This is a genomic window from Intestinibaculum porci, from assembly GCF_003925875.1.
GTDB lineage: Bacteria > Bacillota_I > Bacilli_A > Erysipelotrichales > Coprobacillaceae > Intestinibaculum > Intestinibaculum porci.
In genome coordinates this window covers 3,033,934-3,056,930 of record NZ_AP019309.1, presented here as the reverse complement: position 1 = coordinate 3,056,930, position 22,997 = coordinate 3,033,934, and the positions used below count along the sequence as shown (strand labels likewise).

The 22,997-nt window shown below is 39.0% G+C and carries 26 protein-coding genes; 20 read left to right on the top strand and 6 right to left on the bottom strand.

Annotated features, from left to right (window positions below):
• Positions 1 to 96 precede the first annotated feature (96 nt).
• Complete coding sequence (locus SG0102_RS14600) at positions 97 to 1,044, bottom strand: Abi family protein (RefSeq protein ID WP_125120614.1); 948 nt, start codon at positions 1,042 to 1,044, stop codon at positions 97 to 99.
• Between the two features lie 325 nt (positions 1,045 to 1,369).
• Here SG0102_RS14600 and brnQ point away from each other — a divergent pair, with 325 nt between their 5' ends.
• The 5 genes from brnQ to SG0102_RS15320 all read left to right on the top strand — a co-directional run bounded on the left by brnQ (position 1,370) and on the right by SG0102_RS15320 (position 5,254).
• Positions 1,370 to 2,653 carry a branched-chain amino acid transport system II carrier protein gene (gene brnQ / locus SG0102_RS14595; RefSeq protein WP_125120613.1) on the top strand — a complete coding sequence of 428 codons (1,284 nt, stop codon included), beginning with the start codon at positions 1,370 to 1,372 and terminating at the stop codon, positions 2,651 to 2,653.
• Positions 2,654 to 2,751: 98 nt separating this feature from the next.
• Positions 2,752 to 3,453, top strand: coding sequence for a hypothetical protein (locus SG0102_RS14590; protein ID WP_125120612.1), 702 nt, complete (start codon positions 2,752 to 2,754; stop codon positions 3,451 to 3,453).
• Positions 3,454 to 3,516: 63 nt separating this feature from the next.
• Complete coding sequence (locus SG0102_RS14585) at positions 3,517 to 3,804, top strand: hypothetical protein (protein WP_125120611.1); 288 nt, start codon at positions 3,517 to 3,519, stop codon at positions 3,802 to 3,804.
• 104 nt (positions 3,805 to 3,908) lie between these two features.
• A complete protein-coding gene (locus tag SG0102_RS14580) occupies positions 3,909 to 4,925 on the top strand; it encodes an IS1595 family transposase (RefSeq protein WP_125118233.1) in 1,017 nt (338 codons plus the stop codon).
• 98 nt (positions 4,926 to 5,023) lie between these two features.
• Positions 5,024 to 5,254: a hypothetical protein gene (locus SG0102_RS15320; protein ID WP_148668870.1), complete on the top strand. Its 231-nt coding sequence runs from the start codon at positions 5,024 to 5,026 to the stop codon at positions 5,252 to 5,254.
• 247 nt (positions 5,255 to 5,501) lie between these two features.
• Here the strand turns inward: SG0102_RS15320 and SG0102_RS14575 are convergent, their stop codons facing one another.
• The 4 genes from SG0102_RS14575 to treR all read right to left on the bottom strand — a co-directional run bounded on the left by SG0102_RS14575 (position 5,502) and on the right by treR (position 8,686).
• Positions 5,502 to 6,416: an aldo/keto reductase gene (locus SG0102_RS14575; protein ID WP_125120610.1), complete on the bottom strand. Its 915-nt coding sequence runs from the start codon at positions 6,414 to 6,416 to the stop codon at positions 5,502 to 5,504.
• Positions 6,417 to 6,632: 216 nt separating this feature from the next.
• A complete protein-coding gene (locus SG0102_RS14570) occupies positions 6,633 to 7,289 on the bottom strand; it encodes a DUF6935 domain-containing protein (RefSeq protein ID WP_125120609.1) in 657 nt (218 codons plus the stop codon).
• Positions 7,290 to 7,868, bottom strand: a complete 579-nt coding sequence (locus tag SG0102_RS14565; RefSeq protein WP_162300216.1) for an Ig-like domain-containing protein — start codon at positions 7,866 to 7,868, stop codon at positions 7,290 to 7,292.
• Positions 7,869 to 7,966: 98 nt separating this feature from the next.
• Positions 7,967 to 8,686: a trehalose operon repressor gene (treR, locus tag SG0102_RS14560; protein WP_125120607.1), complete on the bottom strand. Its 720-nt coding sequence runs from the start codon at positions 8,684 to 8,686 to the stop codon at positions 7,967 to 7,969.
• A 154-nt stretch (positions 8,687 to 8,840) separates the two neighbouring features.
• Between treR and prfA the strand changes: the two genes are divergently transcribed.
• The 8 genes from prfA to SG0102_RS15440 all read left to right on the top strand — a co-directional run bounded on the left by prfA (position 8,841) and on the right by SG0102_RS15440 (position 16,452).
• Positions 8,841 to 9,914, top strand: coding sequence for a peptide chain release factor 1 (prfA, locus tag SG0102_RS14555; protein ID WP_125120606.1), 1,074 nt, complete (start codon positions 8,841 to 8,843; stop codon positions 9,912 to 9,914).
• Positions 9,914 to 10,774, top strand: a complete 861-nt coding sequence (gene prmC / locus SG0102_RS14550) for a peptide chain release factor N(5)-glutamine methyltransferase (RefSeq protein WP_125120605.1) — start codon at positions 9,914 to 9,916, stop codon at positions 10,772 to 10,774. Before prfA ends, prmC begins: the two co-directional genes overlap by 1 nt.
• Positions 10,771 to 11,271 (top strand): GNAT family N-acetyltransferase, encoded by a 501-nt coding sequence (locus SG0102_RS14545; RefSeq protein WP_125120604.1) that lies wholly within the window; start codon positions 10,771 to 10,773, stop codon positions 11,269 to 11,271. The genes prmC and SG0102_RS14545 overlap by 4 nt, the downstream gene beginning before the upstream one ends.
• 29 nt (positions 11,272 to 11,300) lie before the next feature.
• A complete protein-coding gene (gene tilS, locus SG0102_RS14540) occupies positions 11,301 to 12,539 on the top strand; it encodes a tRNA lysidine(34) synthetase TilS (protein WP_125120603.1) in 1,239 nt (412 codons plus the stop codon).
• A gap of 21 nt (positions 12,540 to 12,560) precedes the next feature.
• Positions 12,561 to 13,094, top strand: a complete 534-nt coding sequence (hpt, locus tag SG0102_RS14535) for a hypoxanthine phosphoribosyltransferase (protein ID WP_125120602.1) — start codon at positions 12,561 to 12,563, stop codon at positions 13,092 to 13,094.
• A gap of 14 nt (positions 13,095 to 13,108) precedes the next feature.
• Positions 13,109 to 15,079 carry an ATP-dependent zinc metalloprotease FtsH gene (gene ftsH / locus SG0102_RS14530; RefSeq protein WP_125120601.1) on the top strand — a complete coding sequence of 657 codons (1,971 nt, stop codon included), beginning with the start codon at positions 13,109 to 13,111 and terminating at the stop codon, positions 15,077 to 15,079.
• A 141-nt stretch (positions 15,080 to 15,220) separates the two neighbouring features.
• Positions 15,221 to 16,099 (top strand): Hsp33 family molecular chaperone HslO, encoded by an 879-nt coding sequence (gene hslO / locus SG0102_RS14525; protein WP_125120600.1) that lies wholly within the window; start codon positions 15,221 to 15,223, stop codon positions 16,097 to 16,099.
• A gap of 197 nt (positions 16,100 to 16,296) precedes the next feature.
• The gene (locus SG0102_RS15440) at positions 16,297 to 16,452 is read left to right on the top strand and encodes a hypothetical protein (RefSeq protein ID WP_157983078.1); all 156 of its coding nucleotides are present in this window, start codon (positions 16,297 to 16,299) and stop codon (positions 16,450 to 16,452) included.
• Between the two features lie 60 nt (positions 16,453 to 16,512).
• Here the strand turns inward: SG0102_RS15440 and SG0102_RS14520 are convergent, their stop codons facing one another.
• The gene (locus tag SG0102_RS14520; protein ID WP_157983077.1) at positions 16,513 to 16,989 is read right to left on the bottom strand and encodes a DUF2798 domain-containing protein; all 477 of its coding nucleotides are present in this window, start codon (positions 16,987 to 16,989) and stop codon (positions 16,513 to 16,515) included.
• A gap of 217 nt (positions 16,990 to 17,206) precedes the next feature.
• On the opposite strand from SG0102_RS14520, the gene dusB reads away from it, so the two are divergent.
• From dusB to SG0102_RS14485, 7 genes are all read left to right on the top strand, one after another.
• On the top strand, positions 17,207 to 18,193 hold the full coding sequence (dusB, locus tag SG0102_RS14515) for a tRNA dihydrouridine synthase DusB (RefSeq protein WP_125120598.1): 987 nt from the start codon (positions 17,207 to 17,209) through the stop codon (positions 18,191 to 18,193).
• 3 nt (positions 18,194 to 18,196) lie between these two features.
• Positions 18,197 to 18,442, top strand: coding sequence for a TIGR03905 family TSCPD domain-containing protein (locus SG0102_RS14510; RefSeq protein ID WP_125120597.1), 246 nt, complete (start codon positions 18,197 to 18,199; stop codon positions 18,440 to 18,442).
• 32 nt (positions 18,443 to 18,474) lie between these two features.
• Complete coding sequence (locus SG0102_RS14505; protein WP_125120596.1) at positions 18,475 to 19,410, top strand: DUF1848 domain-containing protein; 936 nt, start codon at positions 18,475 to 18,477, stop codon at positions 19,408 to 19,410.
• 52 nt (positions 19,411 to 19,462) lie between these two features.
• A complete protein-coding gene (amrA, locus tag SG0102_RS14500; RefSeq protein ID WP_125120595.1) occupies positions 19,463 to 20,848 on the top strand; it encodes an AmmeMemoRadiSam system protein A in 1,386 nt (461 codons plus the stop codon).
• A complete protein-coding gene (amrS, locus tag SG0102_RS14495) occupies positions 20,845 to 21,663 on the top strand; it encodes an AmmeMemoRadiSam system radical SAM enzyme (protein WP_125120594.1) in 819 nt (272 codons plus the stop codon). The genes amrA and amrS overlap by 4 nt, the downstream gene beginning before the upstream one ends.
• Positions 21,664 to 21,727: 64 nt before the next feature.
• Positions 21,728 to 22,507 carry an SGNH/GDSL hydrolase family protein gene (locus tag SG0102_RS14490; protein WP_125120593.1) on the top strand — a complete coding sequence of 260 codons (780 nt, stop codon included), beginning with the start codon at positions 21,728 to 21,730 and terminating at the stop codon, positions 22,505 to 22,507.
• The gene (locus SG0102_RS14485) at positions 22,504 to 22,986 is read left to right on the top strand and encodes a DUF4358 domain-containing protein (RefSeq protein WP_125120592.1); all 483 of its coding nucleotides are present in this window, start codon (positions 22,504 to 22,506) and stop codon (positions 22,984 to 22,986) included. The genes SG0102_RS14490 and SG0102_RS14485 overlap by 4 nt, the downstream gene beginning before the upstream one ends.
• Positions 22,987 to 22,997 lie beyond the last annotated feature (11 nt).

Sequence of the window (22,997 nt, the reverse complement as noted above, 5' to 3'; positions counted from 1 at the left end):
AATTTCTCATTTTCCTCATTTTTTTATTCGCCACTATTTTAATTTGAATTTAAAATAGTATTTACTCAATAATCACACGAAACGCTATTTAGTGCTCTACAAATAATAGAGAATGATTTGATGTAAAAACTCAAAATTTGCTTTAATAAGTTCATTGGTGTTGTAATACGTAATATTTTTCATCATTCGTTTATCAAACTGCAGTAATAGTTCTTTAGCTTTTTGTTTTGCACCTTCACTTGTTACGATTTTGTTAAAAGTATAGAGTAATGTTACGAATTGACTTATTCTTTCATTAGACATACGTTTGTTTTTAGCAGCCCTAGAAATATTATTTGCTTTAGAAATTTCATGCATAACTTTTTGATTCGGTTTACCTTTTTGATGAATTATTGTGTGTGAGTGTAAATCATTGAGGATACAGCTGCTATGGGCGGAGGCATTTCTTAAAGCTTTACATGTCATTAACATATAGGATTCTTGCATCATATTTTTATCATTATATCGCTTGGCACAAAATTGGTATAAGGAAATAAGTCGACCAAAAGGAATCAGTTCAAGAAGTACCCAAATAGGGAAATCAGGATAATACTTTTCAAAAAGATTTTGAGAATAATGAGAGTTTTTGGACCTGGTGATTTCATTTTCTAATCGTTTCTTTTGTACTTCATTTAATGAATTCATAAAATCAATATAGATTTGATAACCATCTTCATTATGATCTTCCATAAGACGTAAAATCTTAAGCTTGGCATAATGTTCAATATCCAAGGTAAGTTGAATTGATAAGTAACGCAAATGCATATCAATACTGGCAAGATCACATAAATAGGCAAAATCAAGATCAATATATTTGCCATCGTTAATGCCGCCTCGATACTTATTGTAATTCTTTCTGAATGCCGTCACTTTAAAATAATTACTATTATACCTGAGATAATGATAAGCCCGCTCTTCAGAGCAGACATTAAAGGTGATGCCATTACTTTTTAAATGTTCTATTTGACTGTAGGTATCAAGCATAGGTTTATCGCTATATTGCATGAGAGGACTCCTTTCTCAACGAATCATGAATGTAAACTTAATATAAGTGGTGAGATGAAGACTATGAAAAGTGTAAGTTCATTATTATGTATTAAATTTGTTTTAATATCATTTGAGAATTATAAGTTTATTATAGTTATCTCAAAATTTCATTTCAATGAAATTAGATGACATTTAAAAAAGAGTGATAATGTAAAAACATTGTCATTAATGCGTACAAGTAATTTATTAACCTTAGAAAGAATTGTTTTATTGCGCTTTTATATTGCATTTATCATCTATTATTGCCATAATAGAGCCTAGTTTTTAAGATAGGAATGTTTATATGAAAAAGAAAGATTTATTAGTTTCAGGTCTAGCTTTATTCGCTATGTTCTTTGGCGCTGGGAACCTGATTTTTCCGCCTTATTTAGGCTTAATGAGTGGCCGTTTATGGCCTTTAGCCTTACTTGGCTTTATCAGTATTGAAGTTGTGATGAGCTGTCTTGGTATTTATGCATTATTTTATGCTGGTGATGGTCCAGAAGCTATCTCCAATGCAGTAGGAAAGAAAGCTGGAATGCTTTTAAACAGTGCTGCAATCTTCTTAACCGGGATCTTTATTGCGGCGCCACGTACCGCTGCCACAACTTATGAAATGTTAGTGAAACCGATCAATTCCCATATTCCATTATGGGCCTTCTCCATTGTCTTCTTTGCAGTGGTTTATCTCTTAACGAGAAGACAAACAAGCTTGGTTGATGTCATTGGACGTTTCTTAACACCAATTCTCACCATTAGTATTCTTGTGTTGATTGTTATTGGAATCATGAGTCCAGATGGAAAGATACATCAGCCTCTTACTAGTCAGATTATGCCTTTAAGTATCCAAACTGGTTATCAGGCAATGGATATTATCACCGCTGCTGGTTTCTCTTTAATCCTTGGGCAGAACTTTGCTAATATGGGGTTACATACGAGAAAAGAACGTTTAAAAGCAGCGGCTGGGACCTGTTTCATCGCCGGTCTGATTTTAGCGGCGATCTATGCCGGTCTTGCTTATATCGGTGCTGCCTTAGGGGTACCTGGTTTAAAAGATGTTTCTCAGGCCGCTTTATTAGTAGCTATTACCAGTCAGTTACTTGGCAGTTTTGGGGTGCGATTGCTTGGCTTAATTACCGCTTGTGCCTGCTTAACCACTTGTGTTGGTTTATTTGGCGCAACCGCTTCTTATATCGATGAGTTATCTCATGGTAAAATCAAATACAGTAAAGCCATTATTCTGATTACGGTTATTAACTTTATCATCTGTAACTTAGGTTTAACGCGTATTATTAAGTTTGCATCACCAATCTTAACCGTGATCGTACCACCGATCATTGTCATCTTATTACTGTTATTAGCTTCGAAGTTTGTCAAAGCACAGCTTATCTATCAAGGTGCAGCCTTAGGTGCCCTTGTGGGCGGCTTTTTAGTAATGTTACAGGATAGCTTTAAACTATTACCAATTGTCAAAGAATTCCCGCTTTATAACTACGGCTTTGGCTGGATCCTCTTTGCTTTTATTGGCGGTTTGCTGGGCTTAGTCATTACTAAATTAAAACCACAACCTGTTAAAGAAACAGCTTAACGTATTGTCATCAGGCAATACGTTTTTTAACGCTTCTTTGAATTTCCTTTGTTCTTATTACAGGTAAGCGTACAATAAGAAGTATGGAGGATAAAGTTATGAAAAAGTTATTAGCCGCTACATTAACATTCATGATGCTTGCCCCAACGAGTGTGCAAGCTCAAGGAAAAATGGTGAATGTTGTCACCAAGATTGGAAAGAATACTGTCACTTATAATAAAGATGGCTTACTTACCGGAAATGGAAATATTGATATCAAATATAAGAATGGTAAAATTTCAAGTCTAACAAACATTGAAGGGACTTTCCATATTACTTATCGCAATGGCCGTGTGGATACTGTCAATAAACATAAGGTGAAAGTCGCTTATAAGAGTATGAAATACTATGATGAGAATATGAAGAGCAGAACGTCACCTAAAGGGACACTTTACACTTTTGGTCAAAGTAAAACGTTTGGACAGGACGCTGCTTACCTCTTTAATAAGAAGGGACAGCTCTTGGTTTCTCGTCTTGCCTTTACCGATTCTTATTATCGTTATGACGCTAAAGGGTATATGGTTAAGGGATCTGAACTTGATTTAACAACTGGTGTTGGTCCAAATGTTTTTACATCGAAGAATACTTATAAAGGCTCGGTTTTAGTTTCTCGTGTTGTCAAAGGGGTTTATGATAGTGAATACACTAACCATGATAAAATCACTTATAAGAAAATACGTGTCAAAGATGTCAATACTGTTAAAAAACAGCAGCGTTTATTATTGCTGAATAATGGAGATTCTCTTGCATACATTTTCTAAATCAAAAGGACTAGGGTTTAATTTACTTATTGCATGTAAAACGATGATGAATGGAGGACGTTTATGAAAAAGTTATTAGTTACTACGTTAACGTTAATGATGCTTGCTCCTACAAGTGTGCAAGCCAAAGGAAAGATGGTGAATGTTGTCACCAAGATTGGAAAGAATACGGTCACTTATAATAAAGATGGTTTAGTATCAAAATATGATGGAAACAGGTTTGTATATCATAAAGGGAAACTCACTGCTATTACCGCTCTCAATCATGGCCCAAATTATAAAATGACCTATACTGGTGGGCGTGTGCGCACCATTAATAAGAAAAAAGTGAAACGTGTTGTTAACAAATAAGTGACTTTCACATATAAGCTCCGTATTTATCCCTTTCAAGCGATGTATTGAACATCAGGATATATGTATATTTGCTAAAATATATAGTACCTGGAGGTATTAATATGGAAATTCAAAACATTGCTGCTAACTTATCTAATATTAAACTAGATCAATTTCAAATTGAACAGATTCTTGATATGGTTGAGGAGTATATTGAAGCTAATGAAACTGCGTCTACACCTATCATAGAGCATTGCCCAAAATGTCCTGAAAAACATCCTAAAATGATCAAAGCAGGACACACAAAAAGTGGCAAGCAAATGTATAGATGTAAAAGCTGTAATAAACGCTTTGTAGCGGATACCGGTCAATTAACTTTCTATTCACATCAGAGCCTTTCAAAGTGGAAAATTGTTCTTAAAGATACACTCAACGGTTTAGCTTTACGCGAAACTGCATTCAAAATCGGTGTGCATTATGTAACTGTATTTAGAATGCGTCATAAGCTACTTCATTTCATTGAAATGATCCTAGCTAATGATTCTGTAGGTGATGTAGCTGAAATAGATGAGAAGTACATCCTGGCGAGTCATAAAGGGACCAAGCTGGAAGGCGTTGATCCTCGAAAACATGGATCAATAGCACCGAAACCAGGCATAACTGATATTCTAGTATGTATTATGACCGTAGTTTCCCGAGGCGGAAATACATTTATTCACACCTATAATACCGGTCGACCTACTGACGTGAATGGCTATGAATTTTGTCAGCATATTGATAAAGAAAGCTACTGCTTTATAGATGGTATCAATATTTATGACTGGAGTCTGAAAAAACGAAATTGCGGCGTAAAGCATCTAAAACTCGATGAGTATACAAAAACTGATCATTTGAATACTGTAAATGGACTTCATTCATTTATTGAATCAGAAATCATCTATTATAGAAATATATCTACAAAGTATATAAATAGATATAACTCGTTATTTATGATCCAATATAATTTCAGAAAACTCAATATCAGCGAGAAAGTTACAAAGCTTTTAGGGATGCTGAGACAGCATCAGCAATATTTCTACATTCGCCAACTCAGTAAAGAAAGTATATTTAAGTTTAGCAATAGTATATTTGATCTGTAAAAATAAAGTTAATGGAATTTATGACTCGTAGAGAGATATTAAATTGTGCGCTATCAACTAAAAATCATACCAAGTCACTAAATTGTTAACAACACGAAGTGAAATGTGCATACAATAAGAGTATTCACTATACGGATAAGGATAATAAATACAGAAAATCCGCGAAAGGGACCCTTTATTCATTTGGACAGGATGAGCCTTTCACCGGTGATGCACAGTATCTTTATAACCGGAAGGGACAGCTTATGGTTTCTTTTTCTGGCTATACAATTCATATTATAGCTATGATGCTCATGGGAATGTTACTAAAGGCGTTGAATTTGATTTAGCCACAGCTGTAGGTCCAGATGTCTTTTCGGCAAAGAATACATACAAAGGATCATTGCTGACATCACGTGTTGTAAAAGGTGTTTATGATGGTGAGTATACAAACCGTTATAAAATGACTTATAAGAAAATGCGAGTTCAAGATGTTAATGCTGTTAAAAAGCAACAAACAGTATTATTGAATAATTTAGATCTCATTAATCTTGTCTTCTAAATCAAAAGCACCAGACATGAAGCTGGTGCTTTTCACTATGGCAGTGGATGCTGCGTTAAATAGATCTGATACCACTGTTGACGAGTTAAGAGTTTGCTGGAAGCTTGCGCCGCTTCAGCTAAATGTTCTGGTGATGTCGTACCAATAACTGCCTGCATTTTACCAGGAATACGTAAGATCCATGATAAGGCAATGGCACTAGGTGAGACATGCAGATCCTGAGCAAACTGATCTAATAATGCATTTAAGTAAGGATATTTAGGGCTATTGAGGAATGAGCCTTCAAAGAAACCATACTGTAAGGAAGACCAGGCTTGAATAAGCATATCTTGTTTCTGCATCATTGGCAGTAAGGTGCCATCGCTATAAGCTTCACTATTTTCCATATTTACATTGAAAGTAGCATCAATGAGAGGGGAATAAGCGGCGGATAACTGTAACTGGTTGATACGTAATGGGACATGCACAGCTGACTGTAAATAAGATAATTGGGCACTATTCATGTTAGAGACACCAAAGTATCTGACTTTCCCGGCATTATAGAGTTTTTCAAAAGCACGACCGACAGCTTCTACATCCATCAAGACATCAGGACGATGAAGGAGCAAGCTTTCTAAATGATCAGTCTGTAAACGATCTAATGAAGCGTTGACACAATCAATAATGTAGTCTTCATCAAAGTCATAGTAAGTCATATCATCAGTGATATGAATGCCGCATTTACTTTGGAGGAAGAATGATTCTCTTAAGTGAGGATGCGTATGAAAGACTTCTCCCAACAGTCTTTCACAGTCTCCGTGGCCATAAATATCAGCTGTGTCAATGACATTAATTTCATGATCTTTAGCTGTTTGTAATAACTGATACACTTCTTCGGTGCTTTTGTGATTGATACGCATCGTCCCTAAGACAATTTCTGAGAGCTGATGCTGATCAAAGTTTAATTTCATCGTGATTAATCCTTTCTACGGTATAAAACATAAGATTCGTAGGGACGTAAATGTCCTTCACTAGAAATTGTAGTATCCTTATAGTTGGAAATCAAGATGTCATAGTCATCAGATAATGGTAAGGAAAATGAAGTTTCCTTCCAACTCAGTCGTTTGCTTTTACCAGCTGATGCTGGCATCGGGAGCTTTCACCGAACCGTCATTCATTATGTGTTTCTAGTCAGTAGAGTAAATATACCAGCGACCAGCTGATTCACTCCAGGTCACATCTAAGATTTTTGGTGACGAGAAGTTACCAGCCATGCTGTCATCAGGATTATAATGAGAACCATTATTCGCAATTCTTTCATATTCTGGTGTTGTCGTGGTGGCAGCCTGGGTTAAATAAACATGTTCATGAAGATGCATGATATAAGGGGATGATAACTTATAGCCCTCTTTCCAATAGGAATTTTCAAAGAAGGCATTGCCAAACCAGGCGGCTTTTCCTTTATTATAATAGAAACAGTTATCAATAAACTGGCGACTAGGTGCTGTATTAAACGGCATCTTCTGCTGGAGTGCCCAAGGGCTGTCGCAAAGATAAGACATCATATCATACATTGTCTGATTCTTTTCTCTAGGCAATGAATCATCATAAGTCTTGAGTGTAGCGGCTAATAATGTATAGATCACAAATTTTCCTTTTTCTTTATCTTTTAAGAGTTCTTCATATTGTTTTAACTCATTAATATTTGTTGGTAAAGTGGTCCAGGTCATTTGGGCTGTTTTTCGCTCTACTTCGACCGGTGTGGCATCTGGGCTGGTGCTTGGGTTTCCGTCTTTGTCTACCATCATGGTCATTGCCTGTGAGCCTATTTCGATAGTTGGCATTTACTGTTTGGTTTCCGATGGCGTCTCCGCCGGCTGCTCTGCAGGTTTTTCCTCACTTGGCTTTTCCGGACTGACTGATGGGGTTTCTGCAGGTTTTTCCTCACTTGGTTTTTCCGCCGGCTTTTCTGCACTTGGCGTAGGCGTTGTATTGGTCGAAGGTGTTGGTGTTGGCGTAACGGCTGGCGTCGTTGTCGTAGTTGGGGTTGTCGTTACAGCTGGTGTTGCTGGTGTCTTTGCTGGGGCGGCTGTACTGGTCGCTTTCTGCACTTTCTTTTTTTTCTTTTTCACGGTTAATGAAGCATAGTACTTTTTCTTTGCATAGGTGGCGATGATTTTGGTCTTCCCGGCTTTTAAAGCGGTGACTTTACCTTTGGCAGAGACTTTCGCAATCTTCTTATTGCCGGTTTTCCATTTTGCCTTAACGCTCTTTTTGCCTTTATACAATTTTAGAGTTTTGCTTTGTTTGACATAAAGGGTCAGCTTTTGGGGTTTGATGGTGATCGCGGCTTTTTTAGCCTGAAGGGGTGATAAGGACATCCCGACTAAAAAAGCGGTCAGCAGCATTGTACCTAATTTCATAAATATCATCCTTTCATTGTCTTCTTTACCTTATTATAAGTAAAAATGATAACACTCACATCACTCAAAAGGATGAAAAAAGAGCATTATTTCATGCTCTACTTAGGGCTATGAAGACGGCGCGCGCGATCTTCAAAGCGGAATTTATCAGGACGATGACGGGAAGCGGTATACTGGAAAATAATTGATGGTTCTAAGTAAGTATAACTTTCGACGTCAACGACCATATCATAATCTTTGAGATCTAAATACTGCTTATCAAAGTTATTGACATGCTGGCAGGTGATGATTTTATCGGCATATGAAATGCGTTTGCCAAGCGGTCCTTCAATGTATTCATAAAGCGAATCTTCGCAGATTTCTTTGGTGAGATCAGGAACTAACGCCGCATTGACAAAGTCGGTATCTAAAATGACCGCTTCACCTGAGAAATAACGGACACGGACAATCATCCAGACGTAGTCATCAAACGTTAACTGAAGCTTTTTGGCGACGGAACGATCCGGGTGGATCTTTTGGAGAAAGAGCACTTTCGTGGTGATGTCTTCGCCTAGACTCTTGCCAACTTCTTTCATACTTTCAATATTGGAAATCGGTAATTTAAAGCGTTTCATGTCCAGGACGACACTGCGTCGGCCCTGGGATTTTTGAATATACCCATTTTCGATAAGTAAATTTAAGGCTTTACGAATGGTATCTCGGGACGCCTGAAAGGTCTGCATCAGTTCGTGTTCACTTGGTAAAAGACTATCAGGCGGCAGTTTTCCACTTTCAATTTGACCGATGATTTCATGGCAGATGGCTTCATATTTCTTCATTAGGATTCACCTCAACGGAAATTATAACATGAGATGACTGAAAAACAACGTTACATCTTCTTAGAAATGTATGAGAAAACTGCGAAATATGCACAATAATTTTTGCGTAATGCTCTTTTATATATTATAATGGGTTAGAATTTTGGAGGTAACTATGAACACACTATTAGATAGATTAGAAACTGTCGCAAAAAGATATGAAGAATTAAATCAGATTCTGATGGATCCAAGTATCGCTAATGATGTGAAAAAGATGACCGATGCCTCTAAGGAACAGGGTTCTTTAGAAAAAGCATATGGTATGTATAAAGAATATAAGTCACTTTTAGATGGCATTGAAGAATCCAAATCTCTTTTAGGAGATAGTGATCCTGATATCAAAGAAATGGCGAAAATGGAGCTGGAAGAATTACAGGCGCGTAAGCCGGAATTAGAAAGAGAAATTCAGTTAGAATTAATTCCTAAGGATCCTAATGATGGTAAGAACATCATCATGGAAATCCGTGGCGCAGCCGGCGGTGATGAAGGCAATATCTTTGCTGGCGATTTATACCGCATGTATTCAAAATACGCTGAAAGTCAGGGCTGGAAAATTGAAGTTGAAGAAGCACAGCCTGGTGAAGCGGGCGGTTATGCGCTCATTTCTTTTATGATCAAAGGGGATAATGTTTACAGTAAATTAAAATATGAATCAGGTTCACACCGTGTGCAGCGAGTACCGAAGACTGAATCTCAGGGCCGTGTGCAGACTTCTACCGCGACGGTATTAGTTATGCCTGAAGCGGAAGAAGTCGATGTTCAGATCGATCCTAAGGATTTACGTATTGATACATATCGTTCTTCTGGTGCCGGTGGGCAGCATATCAATAAAACGGATTCCGCTGTCCGTATCACTCATATCCCAACCGGGATTGTAGCGACCAGTCAGGATGGCCGTTCCCAGCATGATAACCGTGATAAAGCGATGCAGTCATTAAGAACCCGTGTCTATGAACATTTCTTAGAAATTGAAGAGTCTAAACAAGGGGCAGAAAGACGTTCTAAGATTGGTTCTGGGGATCGTGCAGAAAAGATCAGAACATACAACTATCCACAAAACCGTGTCACTGATCACCGTATTGGTTTAACGATTCAGCAGTTAGATAAAATTATGGAAGGCAAGCTTGATCCGATCATCGAAGCGTTAATCAACGAAGATCAGAAACGTAAGCTTGAAGGAGAACAATAGTGCCAACAATTCGTGAACTGATCGCTTCTTCTGAAGAAAAGCTTGATGCCCTCAACAAGGACTGTAATGTCCCTAAGGTGCTTTTCTACCATGTTTCCAAGATGGGCAGTGCCGAATTATATTTAAAGATGGATGAAGAAGTGGATCCGGCTGTTTTAAAAGAATACAACGAAGATTTAGAGCGTTACTTAAATGGTGAGCCGGTGCAGTACATCAAAGGCAAGGAATATTTCTTCTCAAGAGAATTCTTTGTCAATGAAGATGTCCTGATTCCTCGTTATGAAACCGAAGAATTAGTCGAACAGACCTTATATCGCATGGATGATTATTTCAAAGATTACAAGCAAATTGATTTATGTGATGTGGGCACTGGTTCAGGGGCTATTGCCATCTCTTTGGATCTTGAAGAACCAAAGACCCATACGGTGGCCACTGATATTAGTGAGAAAGCGTTAGCTGTCGCGCAAAAGAATAATGATGCCTTAGGCGCGCATGTCACGTTCTATCAGGGAGATATGTTAGCACCATTGATTGACCGTGGGATCAAGGTGGATGTCTTTATTTCTAATCCGCCTTATATTCCACAGGAACAAAAGATTGACCCAATGGTCAAAGATAATGAACCGCATGTAGCTTTATTTGGCGGCGATGATGGTTTATACTTTTATCGTAAAATATTTAAGGATGTCCACAAAGTTTTAAAGGATCGGGCTTTATTAGGATTTGAAATGGGCTTTGATCAGCGAGAGCTGATGGAAGAAGCCATCCATGAATACTTTGGGGATGAACCACATGAAATTATTAAGGATATGAATGGAAAGGATAGAATGTTGTTTATCTATCATAATCTCGAAAAATGATTGAAACAGAAAGACTACTCATCAGATATTTAGATCAGGAAGATATAGATCGTTTGGTAACTTATCGCAATAAACCGGAAGTGGCTCGCTATCAGTCGTGGAATCACTATTCCCGTTTTGAAGCGAAAGGGCGCATTCGCTATGTTCAGAAACACCCTTATACAGGCAAGCCTAAGGATAATACGCAATTAGCGATTACCTTAAAGAATGGCACTTTAATTGGTGATTTACATTTAGAAGTGCTTAACCGTAATACCGTGACCATCGGGTATACCTTAGATTCTACTTACTGGGGTCAGGGGTATGGCCGTGAAGCGGTGCGCGGTCTTTTAGAAGCCTTAAAAGAATTTCCGCAGCGGAAAGTTATTGCCTATATCTATAGACAAAACGATCGTTCTCGTAAACTGTTATTAGATTTGGGCTTTCATAAGTTTGATGAGTCATCTTTCTATGATGATGAGGGATATATCCTAAGATTAGATGAAGAGGGATCATAAAAAGATCCCTTTTTAAGTGAGGTGAGACAATGTTGGAGGAAAGACTGTTAGATCATCAGGCGACCTATATTGTAGGGGTATCTGGCGGCTGTGATTCGATGGCACTATTAGATTTACTGGTAACGCATCATTATCATGTCATTGTGGCTCATGTGAATTATCAGTTACGTAATGATACCGAATTAGATTATCAGGTTGTGCATGATTACTGTCAAAGCCATGAGGTTCCTTTCCATTATAAAGAAGTCAGTCATGATGATTATCAGGAAGGGAATTTTCAGGCGATCGCCAGAAATATACGTTATCAGTTTTATCAGGAACTTTATAAGCAGTATCATGCCTCAGGCGTCATCCTTGGGCATCATTTTGATGATCATGTGGAAACGATCTATATGTATCTAGAAAGAGGCTCAGAGAGTGATTATATTGGCATTCAGGAGAAAAGCATCGTTAAAGGGATGATGATTATCAGACCACTATTACATGTGTATAAACGTGATTTACGATCTTACTGTGAGCATCATCAGATTGCTTATCATGATGACTATACGAATTTTCAGACGGATTTTACCCGTGATCTGATCCGTAATACGATCTTAAATACGTATAGTGATGAAGAGAAACAGGCCTTAGCGTTAAAAGCAAAAGCGCTCAATAAAAAACGTCAGGAAAAGCAGGAAGCGGTTTGGCCATTATTAGAAAAGTATCATCAACAGGGGAAAATTTCTTTAGATGAGATTGATGAGGACTTATTATATCCGTTTCTCTATAACTTGTTGAAAGAGGCTATGCAGACGAAAGCGATTAAACGTTCCTTGATCGAAGAAGTCATTCATCAGATTCATTCGCCCAAGCCGAACATTACCTTCGCTTTATCAATTCATTTGTTGTTCATAAAAGAATATAATAATATCTATGTTCAAACAAAGCATCAGGAAGAAGGATACAGTTATCAGTTTGATCATCTGGAAATCTTTGACTGTGATCATTTTCATGTGCGGTTAAGTGGTCCGCTTAATAACGGGGTCCATGTGGATGAAGAAGATTTTCCGTTAACGATTCGCACGTTTCAAAGCGGTGATCGGATCAAAATGAAAGGCGGGACAAAGAAGGTGTCGCGACTCTTTATCGATCGCAAGATTCCGGCACATTTACGAAAAAGCTACCCGCTACTATGTAATGCGCAGGGAGAAATCATTTTAATTCCAGAAGTTGCAAAAAGAAGTGAGTATACAACTACAAATCCGAATGTTTTTGTGATAAAATGACGTACTATAGGAGGCTCATGTATGCATAAAGATTGTAAAGAGATCTTGTTTACACATGATCAGATCGTAAAACGGTGTGAAGACATTGGAACACAGATTAGTGAAGAATATAAAGGAAAAAATGTTATTTTAGTTGGTTTATTAAAAGGGTCTATCCCTTTCTTTGCGGAACTTGCTCAGCATATCTCATTAGATGTGGAGTTTGATTTCATGGCGGTAAGTTCTTACGAAGGAACGGAATCAACCGGTAACGTCTTAGTCAAGAAAGATATTTCTAATGATATTACAGGAAAAGATATTATTATTGTCGAAGATATCTTAGATACTGGCAAAACCTTACATACAGTACGCGCCATGCTGCTGGAAAAAGGTGCTGCTTCAGTTGAAATTGCAACCCTATTAAATAAACAGGAAAGACGACTTTATCCAATCCAGGCAAAATATGTCGGATTTGAAATTCCAAATGCGTTTGTCATTGGCTATGGCATGGATTATAACGAAAATTATCGTAACCTGCCTTATGTTGGTGTTCTTAAAGAAGAAGTCTATAGTTAAATAAGGAGAACAAGATGGGAAAAAACAAGAATTTATTCAAGGCGATCTTACCTTGGGTGATTGTTTTAATCTTACTTGGTTCATTAGTGCCAATCCTTTCTAATTCTGGAGGATCGAAGACACTTTCTTATTCAGAATTTGTCTCAACGGTTAAAAATAAACCAGTAAGTGATGTCACTTTAACCCCAAGTAACTATGTTACGGAAGTAAAAGGGACATATACAACAACATCTGATGGTGAGAGTAAAAAAGTTGATTTCACAACCACTGTCCCAAATACCGACAGTGAAACAAAGGAATTAATGGCATTATTCAATACCAAAAAGATTAAAGTCACAGTTAAAGATTCGGAACAGGATAACATGATCTGGTCTTTCGTGATCGGGGTTATTCCTTATGTCATCTTAATTGGGGCGATGTATTTTATCTTCAGAAACTTAAATGGAGCCGCCGGTGGTAATGCGAAAGCATTCGAATTCGGTAACTCTCGTGCAAAGTTAGAGAAGAATGAAAAAACACGTTTCAGCGATGTTGCTGGGGCGGATGAAGAAAAAGAAGAAGTTCAGGAAATTGTCGACTTCTTAAAGAACCCTAAGAAATTCGTTGATATGGGGGCTAAAATTCCTAGAGGGGTCTTATTAGTAGGTCCTCCAGGGACAGGTAAAACATTATTAGCGAGAGCCGTAGCCGGAGAAGCGAATGTGCCATTCTACTTCATCTCTGGTTCTGAATTCGTTGAAATGTTCGTCGGTGTCGGGGCTGGCCGTGTTCGTGATATGTTCAAGAATGCGAAAGCCAATGCACCATGTATTATCTTCATCGATGAAATTGATGCCGTTGGTCGTCAGAGAGGTTCTGGGATCGGTGGCGGTCACGATGAACGTGAACAGACATTAAACCAGTTATTAGTAGAAATGGATGGTTTCGAAGGTAACGAAGGGGTTATTGTCTTAGCGGCTACCAACCGAGCTGACGTCTTAGACCCAGCCTTACTTCGTCCAGGTCGTTTCGACCGTCAGATTCAGGTTTCTAACCCTGATGTTCGTGCTCGTGCTGCGATTTTACGCGTTCATGCCCGTAATAAGAAGTTTGCACCAGATGTTAACTTTGATAACATCGCTAAACGTACACCAGGTTTCTCTGGGGCGCAGTTAGCCAACGTCTTAAATGAAGCTGCTTTATTAGCTGTTCGTTTAAACCACGTTGTTATCACGCTTGATGATGTCGATGAAGCCATTGACCGTGTCATCGGTGGTCCAGCGAAACATTCACGTAAGTATACAGAACATGAAAGACGTTTAGTTGCTTATCATGAATCTGGTCATGCGATTATCGGTTTAACTTTGGAAGATGCCAACCAGGTGCAGAAAGTTACCATCGTCCCTCGTGGTCAGGCTGGCGGTTATAACTTAATGACACCTAAACAGGAAACATACTTCGAAACGAAGAATCAGTTATTAGCTACGATTGCCGGTTTCATGGGTGGGCGTGCCGCTGAAGAAATCTTCTTTGGAGATATCTCATCAGGGGCAGCGAACGATATCGAACAGGCGACTCGTTTAGCGCGTATGATGGTTACTGAACTGGGGATGTCAGACTTAGGTCCAATCAAATATGATTCAGGGCAGAACGCCGTATTCTTAGGTCGTGACTATTCACAGTTATCCAATACCCATTCTGGTCAGATTGCTTTCGAAATTGACCAGCAGGTTCGTAAGATTATTGATGATGCGCATAAGAAAGCAACGGATATTATCATTGCGAATAAACAAAAACTAGAAACCATCGCGGAAGCGTTACTGGAATATGAAACATTAAATGCTGAACAGATCCAGTCACTTTATACCACTGGTAAAATGCCTGAGACATTTGATGGCAGTGTAGATCCATCAGCGACTGCTGAAGTCCCTCATTCAGAAACTTCAACGAGCGTAAGCCAGTCCCAGACGAATTCCGATGATGATTTATTAGATGAAATGAAATAAAGCGCATTGCGCTTTATTTTGTTTATATGAGGAGCTATTATGAATAAGCAATGGTTTATTAAATTCTTCATAGCCTTAATTGTAATCAGTATGATTGTCCCTTTATTGGGGTATATGGCTATGGGATAGGAGATGAATAAAATGAAAGATTATTTAGTAAGAGGATTAGTTAATAAACGCAACTGTCGTGTCTTTGCTTGTACGACTAAAGACTTAGTTAATGTGGCCAGAGAAAAACATGACTTATGGCCATGCGCTTCAGCCGCTTTAGGCCGTTTAATGTCCGCGACATTGATGATGGGGGCGATGAATAAAAGTAATGATAAATTAACTGTTTCATTAAATGGCGGCGGCCCCATTGGGACGGTTTTAGTAACAACTCATTGTGATGGTAAAATCAAAGGCTTCGTTGGTGATCCTCATGTTCATTATACTTATAATGATACAGGTAAATTAGCAGTTGGCGTCTGTGTTGGTCGCGATGGTTATTTACAGGTGATTCGTGATATGGGCTTAAAAGAACCAATCACTTCGCAGGTTCCTTTACAGACCGGAGAAATTGGTGATGATCTCGCTTATTATTTCTCAGCCTCAGAGCAGGTACCATCCGTTGTTTCATTAGGTGTTTTAGTCGGTGAAGATAACGTTGTCAAATCAGCTGGCGGCTTTATTATTCAGTTATTACCAGAAGCAACCGATGATGATATCACCTTTATTGAAAATAAATTAAAAGACTTCCCAGCCGTTTCTCAGTTATTAGATGAAGGGAAGTCTCCAGAAGAGATCATGACGATGCTCTTTGGTGATGAAGTCGAATTCCTAGAAACCCAGGATCTCTTCTTTGAATGTGACTGTTCAAAGGATAAATTCTCTGGCGCTTTAACCACTGTTCCTGATGAACAGTTAGATGCCATGATCAATGAAGATCATGGGGCAGAAATCAAATGTCAGTTCTGTGGTAAGACTTATCACTTTAGTGAAGATGAATTAAAAGAAATCAAAGCTAATAAACATGCTTAAGATGAAGGTGCGTCCTTCATCTTTTTTGATGTCTAAAAGTCACATTACCATTAGTAGATTCAATAAATAAAGCTGTTTAATATCAAATTGTCAAGAAAAAACAAAAAATTTCAAAAATATGAAAATAAGTCCTTCCATTATTTCAAAAAGAGGTTATAATAAACTTAGAAATAAAAAAAGAAAGAGAGGGTTTCATTATGACTGGTTTAAAATTAGTACGTGAGATGCTTGATAAAAAGTTTGATAAGGCGAAAAAAGATTATGCGGGCAAAGAAATTGATGAAGCCCGTTATAACGAAATCAAAGAGTCTTATAAACAGGCAGACTTATATTTAAAGAAAAATGGTGAATAACATGTAAAAGGGAACGCAAGTTCTCTTTTATTTTGGCAAGTAAAGAAAAAGGTCAAAGCGTTAAGCTTTGGCCTGATTGTGTATTTTCATGATGCCTCTGAAGACGTTACGAATGATTGGTCCAACAAAGAAAATCTGTAAGCAGAAAGCCATTGGGAAACATTCTACTAATAAAGTAATCCACTGGGTGAACCAAGTGGCAGTAAATCCATGATGAAAGAATGTCGCAAATAAAGTGATATAAGGGACGATGCAGCAAACCATCATCGCCTGAATCGATAAAATCACTAACATTGGATGATCTTTCTGTGGATTGACAAAGCGGAATGCGAGACGCATGGCTAACTTAGAGACAACGAAGTGGTTGACAATCCAGATGACGACAAATTCTGGCCACATACCTAATAAGGCATGTAAGAAATAAGGTAAGGCTAATTGTCCATTTTCTAAGGCAATATTGTATAATGTCATCAGATAGACCATCAGTAAAGACATCATCGTTGAAAAAAGTAAATCCTGTTTTTTTGATTGTGGCATTATGTTTTCCTCCGTTAAATAAAAAATGACATAAAAAGGGGCCAGGCCATCTGACATCGGCCGAGCGATTTTTTACGTCGAGATGCATCCTACCATATTTTTTGCTTTCGTGTAAGTATTTTTTTCTTCCAAATAGTGAAAATGAAAAAAGGGATAAATAGGCATGCTTCTAGGATTTTTGCTGGTTTTATGGTATATTGCTTTTCGGTGAAAGAATATGTGGAAAATAGGAAATGTAGAAATTAAACATCAGATTGTCTTAGCGCCGATGGCGGGCATTACGAATGTGGCTTACCGCAAACTCGTGAAAGAGTTTGGGGCGGGCTTAGTCGTTTCGGAAATGGTCAGTGATAAAGCGTTATGTTACGGCAATCAAAAAACAATTGATATGTTAAAGGTGGATGAAGACGAACATCCGGTTGCCATCCAGATCTTTGGCGGTGATCCAGAGTCGATGGCCCAGGCGGCTAAGTTTGTGGAAGCCCACAGTGCCTGTGATATTATTGATATTAATATGGGCTGCCCCGTTAATAAAGTGCTCAAAGCGCATGCTGGCAGTGATCTCTTACGCGATCCCGAAAGAGCTTATGCGATTGTCAAAGCGGTTGTTGAAGCCGTCGATTTACCGGTAACAGTAAAAATGCGTATCGGTTTTGATCAAAAACATATCAACTGCGTGGCATTCGCCAAGTTAATGGAAAAAGCAGGAGCGAGCGCTTTAGCCGTGCATGGCCGTACCCGTTCGCAGTTTTATGAAGGCCATGCCGACTGGTCTTATATTAAACAGGTCAAAGAAGCGGTCTCGATCCCGGTTATGGGCAATGGTGATGTCCGGACGCCAGAAGATGCCAAAAGAATGCTCGAAGAAACGGGCTGTGATGCGGTCATGGTCGGACGCGCGGTGTTAGGTAATCCCTGGCTGATTTCACGGATGATCACCTACCTTGAAACCAACGTTGATCCTGGCGATCCAAGTTTAGAAGAACGCTTTGCATTATGTAAGAAGCATGCCCAGAAACTTATCAATGTGATGGGTGAACGCAATGCCATGCGAGAAATGCGTTCACATGCGCCTTGGTATATCAAGGGGCTGCATGGCTCGGCGAAAATCAAAAATGAATTAACCAAGGTCACAACGTATAAAGAGATGACCGATATATTAGATGCTTATGAGCATGATATAGAATCATATGAAAGAGGGTAAACGATGAGATATACATATACGCCAAGAGGCGTCTGCAGTAAGGGTATTTCTTTTGAAATTCATGATGGAAAACTGCATGATGTGCAGTTTGTCTGTGGCTGTGAAGGAAATTTAAAAGCCATCAGTAAACTTGTAGAAGGCCAGGATGCCCGAACCATTATGCATTTATTACAAGGCAATGACTGCCGCGGCCGCGGGACATCCTGCGCTGATCAGTTAGCCCATGCGATTAAAGACGCTTTACACTAAAAGTGTCTTTTTTTATATACGGAGGTGATGACATGATTTTAAATACGGGTAACCGCACTGATATTCCTGCTTTTTATGGGGAATGGTTTATGAATCGGATTCGTGCCGGCTTTGTCTATAGCCGTAATCCTTATTATCCTGATTTAGTGACATCCTATAAATTAGATCCACAGGTTGTAGATATTATTGCCTTCTGCAGTAAGAATCCTATCCCTTTTCTTAAATACATTGATGAACTAAAAGATTATCGTTTGTTTTTTATGGTTACGATTACTCCTTATGGCCAGGAGATTGAACCGCATGTGCCTAATAAAAACAGAGTTATGGATAGCGTGAAAGTATTAAGTCAGAAGCTTGGTCCTAAAGCTGTCACCTGGCGTTATGATCCGATCTTTATTAACGAGAAATATACCGTTGATTATCATATTCGGATCTTTAAACAAATGTGTGAGCGGTTAAGCGGCTATGTTGATACATGCATCATCAGCTTTATCGATCTTTACGCGAAAACGCGGCGCAACTTTCCGGGCGTTGAAGAAGTCTCTATGAAAGATCAGATGCGTCTTGCAAAAGCCTTTCAAGAGATCTGTGAGAGCTATCATATTCATTTAAAAACATGTTTAGAAGATAACAGTTATTTACGCGCCTTAAACATTGATGTGAGCGGCTGTATGACGAAAGAAACGTTAGAACGGGCCTTTGATCTCACTTTAAAAATTCCTCATTTGACTGATGCCCGCAAAGGCTGTCATTGCCTGTTAGGTAATGATATCGGCACTTATAATACCTGCGGCCATGGCTGTTTATATTGTTATGCCAATGAGGATCATGATCAGGTGAAACGTCTCATGCAAGAGCATGATCCTTTATCCCCTTTATTAATCGGGCATGTGAAAAAAACAGATTTGATTCGCACCGCGAAACAGGAAAGCTTCATTGACAGGCAAATTTCTCTCTTTGATCTCTAAAATCAAAACTTCTCATGAAAAGTGATTATAATGAGAAGTAGGAGATGATTTTATGAGTGTTGTTTATACAATGTGTGTGCCCCATCCCCCGCTCATTATTCCAGAGATTGGGAAAGGACGGGAACAGGAAATACATAAGACGATTGAGAGTTATCAGGAAGTCATGAAAAAAGCGGCTTCTTATCATCCGGAGACAGTGATCGTGATCAGCCCGCATTCGATTATGTACAGTGATTATTTACATATTTCCCCAGGGAAACATGCGACCGGAAACTTTGGCACTTTTGGCGCCTCACAGGTATCCTTTTCAGAAGACTATGATCAGCCTTTTGTTTTGCATCTGGTGGATGCCTGCGAAAAAGCCGGCATTCCCGCAGGAACATTAGGGGAAAGGGATCCTCATTTGGATCATGGAACGATGATTCCACTTTATTTTTTAGAAAAATATACCCATGATTTTCAGCTCGTCCGTATTGGCATATCCGGCTTATCTTATGCGACTCACTACGCATTAGGACAGGCGATTGCCCAAACCGCTGACAAACTGAAGCGTCGCGTTGTGGTGATCGCCAGTGGCGATCTTTCCCATAAGCTTAAAGATGATGGCCCTTATGGTTTTGCTAAAGAAGGCCCCATCTTTGATCAGGAAGTGATGCAGTATTTAGCTGCGGGAGATTTTCTCAATCTTTTATCCTTTGATTATGACTTCTGTGAAAATGCGGCGGAATGCGGCTTGCGTTCTTTCCAAATTATGGCTGGCACCCTCGATGGCAAAAAGATTGAGCCTCATGTGTACAGTCATGAAGGGCCTTTTGGCGTTGGTTATGGGGTCGTTGATTTTACGATCACCGGTAACGATGAAAGTCGTCACTTTGCTAAGCAGTTAGAAAAACGTCATGAAGAAAAGATGGCCGTTTTAAAGGCGAAGGAAGATCCGTATGTGAAGTTAGCCCGTTACACAGTGGAATATTATACGAAACATCACACTTTACCGGACATGCCAGAAAATATCTTAGATGAAATGAAAACAAAACGGGCGGGGGTTTTTGTATCCTTGCATAAGGATGGTCAGTTACGTGGCTGTATCGGGACATTCCAGCCGACCTGCACCTGTATTGCCGAGGAAATTAGACAAAATGCCATTTCTGCCTGTTCTCGTGATCCCCGTTTTGATCCCGTCCGGGAAGAGGAATTAAAAGATCTCGTTTACAGCGTTGATGTTTTAGGGGCAGTTGAACCCATTGAAGATATCAGTCAGTTGGATCCTGTGCGTTATGGTGTCATTGTCAGCCATGGCCGCAAACGCGGTTTACTCTTACCAAACTTACCAGGCGTTTCCACGGTCATGGAACAAATTGAAATTGCCCGTTCAAAAGCCGGCATGTATGATGACGAAAAGGCGGACTTAGCCCGCTTTGAGGTGGTGCGTCATACATGAGATGTGATTTATGTTTTCACCATTGTGAGATTGATGAAGGCAAACGTGGCTTCTGCCTATCTCGCGGAAATAAAAATGGCAAGATTGTTCCGCTTAACTATGGCGAGATTACGTCTTTAGCGTTAGACCCGATTGAAAAGAAACCATTACGCCGCTTTTATCCCCATTCGCTGATTTTATCAGTGGGCAGCTATGGCTGTAATCTGAAATGTCCTTTTTGTCAGAATTATGAGATTTCTTATGATACCGGGAAAGAAGTATATATGCATTTAACCCCACAGGAATTAGTGCATCAGGCGTTACGGCTCAAACCGCAAGGCAATATTGGCATCGCCTTTACTTATAACGAACCATTTGTCAGTTTTGAATATATGTATGAAACGTTCGTTTTAGCGAAGAAACAGGATTTAAAAACGGTTATTGTGACCAATGGGACAATAGAAAAGCCTTATTTAGAAAAGATCCTGCCATATGTCGATGCGATGAATATTGATCTCAAAGGCTTTAGACAGGAAATTTATGAGACTTTGTCAGGAGATTTGGAAACTGTTAAACAATGCATTGAAATGTCTTATCCAAAGACTCATGTCGAAGTGACGACATTAATCGTCCCTATGCTTAATGATTCTTATCTTGATATGGGGAAAGAAGCAACCTATTTAGCGTCTCTTTCTCCTGATCTGCCATTACATATTACCAGAGCCTTTGGACGCTATAAAATGACGACTTTTCAGGCCACTGATTTAGCAGTTATTAACCGGATGTATGGGATCGCCAAAGAGTCCCTTCATTATGTATACAAAGGCAATGTTTAGGAAGGATTACACCTTCCTTTTCATTATACTTATGGTAAAATGATTGATATGAAGGAGCGAGATTATGCGATTGAATTTACGAGGAAAGAAGACAATTGTATTTATTGTGGCAGTATCCATGGCCCTTACCGCTATTGGCGTACTTTTTTTTAGAACTGATAACAGTCAGGAGATTGCGAAAGGGCGCGCTTACTTAAAGTCCTTGTCAAGTCAGGACGTAACACGGATTGAAAATCAAGTCAAAGCCCAGGATGCGCAGACCAATAAGGCCGCGATCAATCAGAAGATGGTCCAGTTAGAAAGAGATCCTAGTAAGGTCTGGCCATTATTTAAAGATTATGTCATTTTAGGAGATTCGCGAGCAGTTGATTTTAATTTGTTTTTAGATGAGAAATACTGCCTGGCTGAAAAGAATAAAACAATCAATCATATCAAAACCAAAATGGACCAGGTGGTTTCATTGAATCCTCGCAATATTATTATCGCTTATGGTTTAAATGATATTTCCATTCCTCGGTGGAAAAATATTAATACCTATACCGCTGATTTTACGCAGATCCTTGCAGCCTTACATAAGAAATTGCCCCACGCCACTATTTATGTGAATTCGATTTTACCAGTTCATAAATATCCCGAAGCCAATTATCATCGTATTCCTGATTATAATGTGGCGATTGCGAAGATGTGCCGCAGCCATGGCTACGTGTACATTAATAACAGTGCCATGGCCGCAGCGCACAGTGGCCTCTATGCGCAGGACAGAATGCATTTGCAGTCTTCATTTTATAAATACTGGGGCCTTAATATCATGAAAGCCATTTATGCACAGGAGAACAATGTATGATTCGCAGAAGCTTGATTTATCGCGCTTTAAAAGTTGTTTTAGTCATTATCTTAGCGATCGTTTTATTTCAGAGTTTAGCCGCAAAACGGATGTCTCATACGTCTTTTCCTAATATGGAAAAGACGATGATGAAAGTTGTGAATACGTCGCAGACCAAAGCGGGCAATAGCCAGATTGTCCGTCGCCTCTATTCTCTTAATCCGGAGGACTATGATGGGATTATGTTATATTATCCATCCTCAACGATGTCCGCTAATGAATTGTTAGTGGTGAAATTAAAATCCATGAAACAGCAGGATTTAGTGGTGGATTGTATTAAAACCCGGAATCAGACGCAGAAAAACAGCTTTAAAGGCTATGGGGCCACGCAAACCAAATTATTAGAAAATAGTATCACCGAAGTACGCGGTAATTATATTTTATATGTTGTCGATGAACATGCTGCTACAATTCGTGATACCTTTGTGAAAGCTTTATAGGAGGGCAAAAA

Excerpts from the sequence above, each read along its gene's own strand:
- ftsH (WP_125120601.1), top strand. The coding sequence starts at position 13,109 with ATGGGAAAAAACAAGAATTTATTCAAGGCGATCTTACCTTGGGTGATT.
- SG0102_RS14545 (WP_125120604.1), top strand. The coding sequence starts at position 10,771 with ATGATTGAAACAGAAAGACTACTCATCAGATATTTAGATCAGGAAGAT.
- SG0102_RS14570 (WP_125120609.1), bottom strand. The coding sequence starts at position 7,289 with ATGCCAACTATCGAAATAGGCTCACAGGCAATGACCATGATGGTAGAC.
- SG0102_RS14590 (WP_125120612.1), top strand. The coding sequence starts at position 2,752 with ATGAAAAAGTTATTAGCCGCTACATTAACATTCATGATGCTTGCCCCA.
- prfA (WP_125120606.1), top strand. The coding sequence starts at position 8,841 with ATGAACACACTATTAGATAGATTAGAAACTGTCGCAAAAAGATATGAA.
- SG0102_RS14520 (WP_157983077.1), bottom strand. The coding sequence starts at position 16,989 with ATGCCACAATCAAAAAAACAGGATTTACTTTTTTCAACGATGATGTCT.
- SG0102_RS14505 (WP_125120596.1), top strand. The coding sequence starts at position 18,475 with ATGATTTTAAATACGGGTAACCGCACTGATATTCCTGCTTTTTATGGG.
- amrA (WP_125120595.1), top strand. The coding sequence starts at position 19,463 with ATGAGTGTTGTTTATACAATGTGTGTGCCCCATCCCCCGCTCATTATT.
- dusB (WP_125120598.1), top strand. The coding sequence starts at position 17,207 with ATGTGGAAAATAGGAAATGTAGAAATTAAACATCAGATTGTCTTAGCG.
- SG0102_RS14585 (WP_125120611.1), top strand. The coding sequence starts at position 3,517 with ATGAAAAAGTTATTAGTTACTACGTTAACGTTAATGATGCTTGCTCCT.
- hslO (WP_125120600.1), top strand. The coding sequence starts at position 15,221 with ATGAAAGATTATTTAGTAAGAGGATTAGTTAATAAACGCAACTGTCGT.
- SG0102_RS14510 (WP_125120597.1), top strand. The coding sequence starts at position 18,197 with ATGAGATATACATATACGCCAAGAGGCGTCTGCAGTAAGGGTATTTCT.
- tilS (WP_125120603.1), top strand. The coding sequence starts at position 11,301 with ATGTTGGAGGAAAGACTGTTAGATCATCAGGCGACCTATATTGTAGGG.
- amrS (WP_125120594.1), top strand. The coding sequence starts at position 20,845 with ATGAGATGTGATTTATGTTTTCACCATTGTGAGATTGATGAAGGCAAA.
- treR (WP_125120607.1), bottom strand. The coding sequence starts at position 8,686 with ATGAAGAAATATGAAGCCATCTGCCATGAAATCATCGGTCAAATTGAA.
- brnQ (WP_125120613.1), top strand. The coding sequence starts at position 1,370 with ATGAAAAAGAAAGATTTATTAGTTTCAGGTCTAGCTTTATTCGCTATG.
- SG0102_RS14485 (WP_125120592.1), top strand. The coding sequence starts at position 22,504 with ATGATTCGCAGAAGCTTGATTTATCGCGCTTTAAAAGTTGTTTTAGTC.
- SG0102_RS14600 (WP_125120614.1), bottom strand. The coding sequence starts at position 1,044 with ATGCAATATAGCGATAAACCTATGCTTGATACCTACAGTCAAATAGAA.
- SG0102_RS15440 (WP_157983078.1), top strand. The coding sequence starts at position 16,297 with ATGACTGGTTTAAAATTAGTACGTGAGATGCTTGATAAAAAGTTTGAT.
- SG0102_RS14565 (WP_162300216.1), bottom strand. The coding sequence starts at position 7,868 with ATGAAATTAGGTACAATGCTGCTGACCGCTTTTTTAGTCGGGATGTCC.
- hpt (WP_125120602.1), top strand. The coding sequence starts at position 12,561 with ATGCATAAAGATTGTAAAGAGATCTTGTTTACACATGATCAGATCGTA.
- SG0102_RS14490 (WP_125120593.1), top strand. The coding sequence starts at position 21,728 with ATGCGATTGAATTTACGAGGAAAGAAGACAATTGTATTTATTGTGGCA.
- SG0102_RS14575 (WP_125120610.1), bottom strand. The coding sequence starts at position 6,416 with ATGAAATTAAACTTTGATCAGCATCAGCTCTCAGAAATTGTCTTAGGG.
- SG0102_RS14580 (WP_125118233.1), top strand. The coding sequence starts at position 3,909 with ATGGAAATTCAAAACATTGCTGCTAACTTATCTAATATTAAACTAGAT.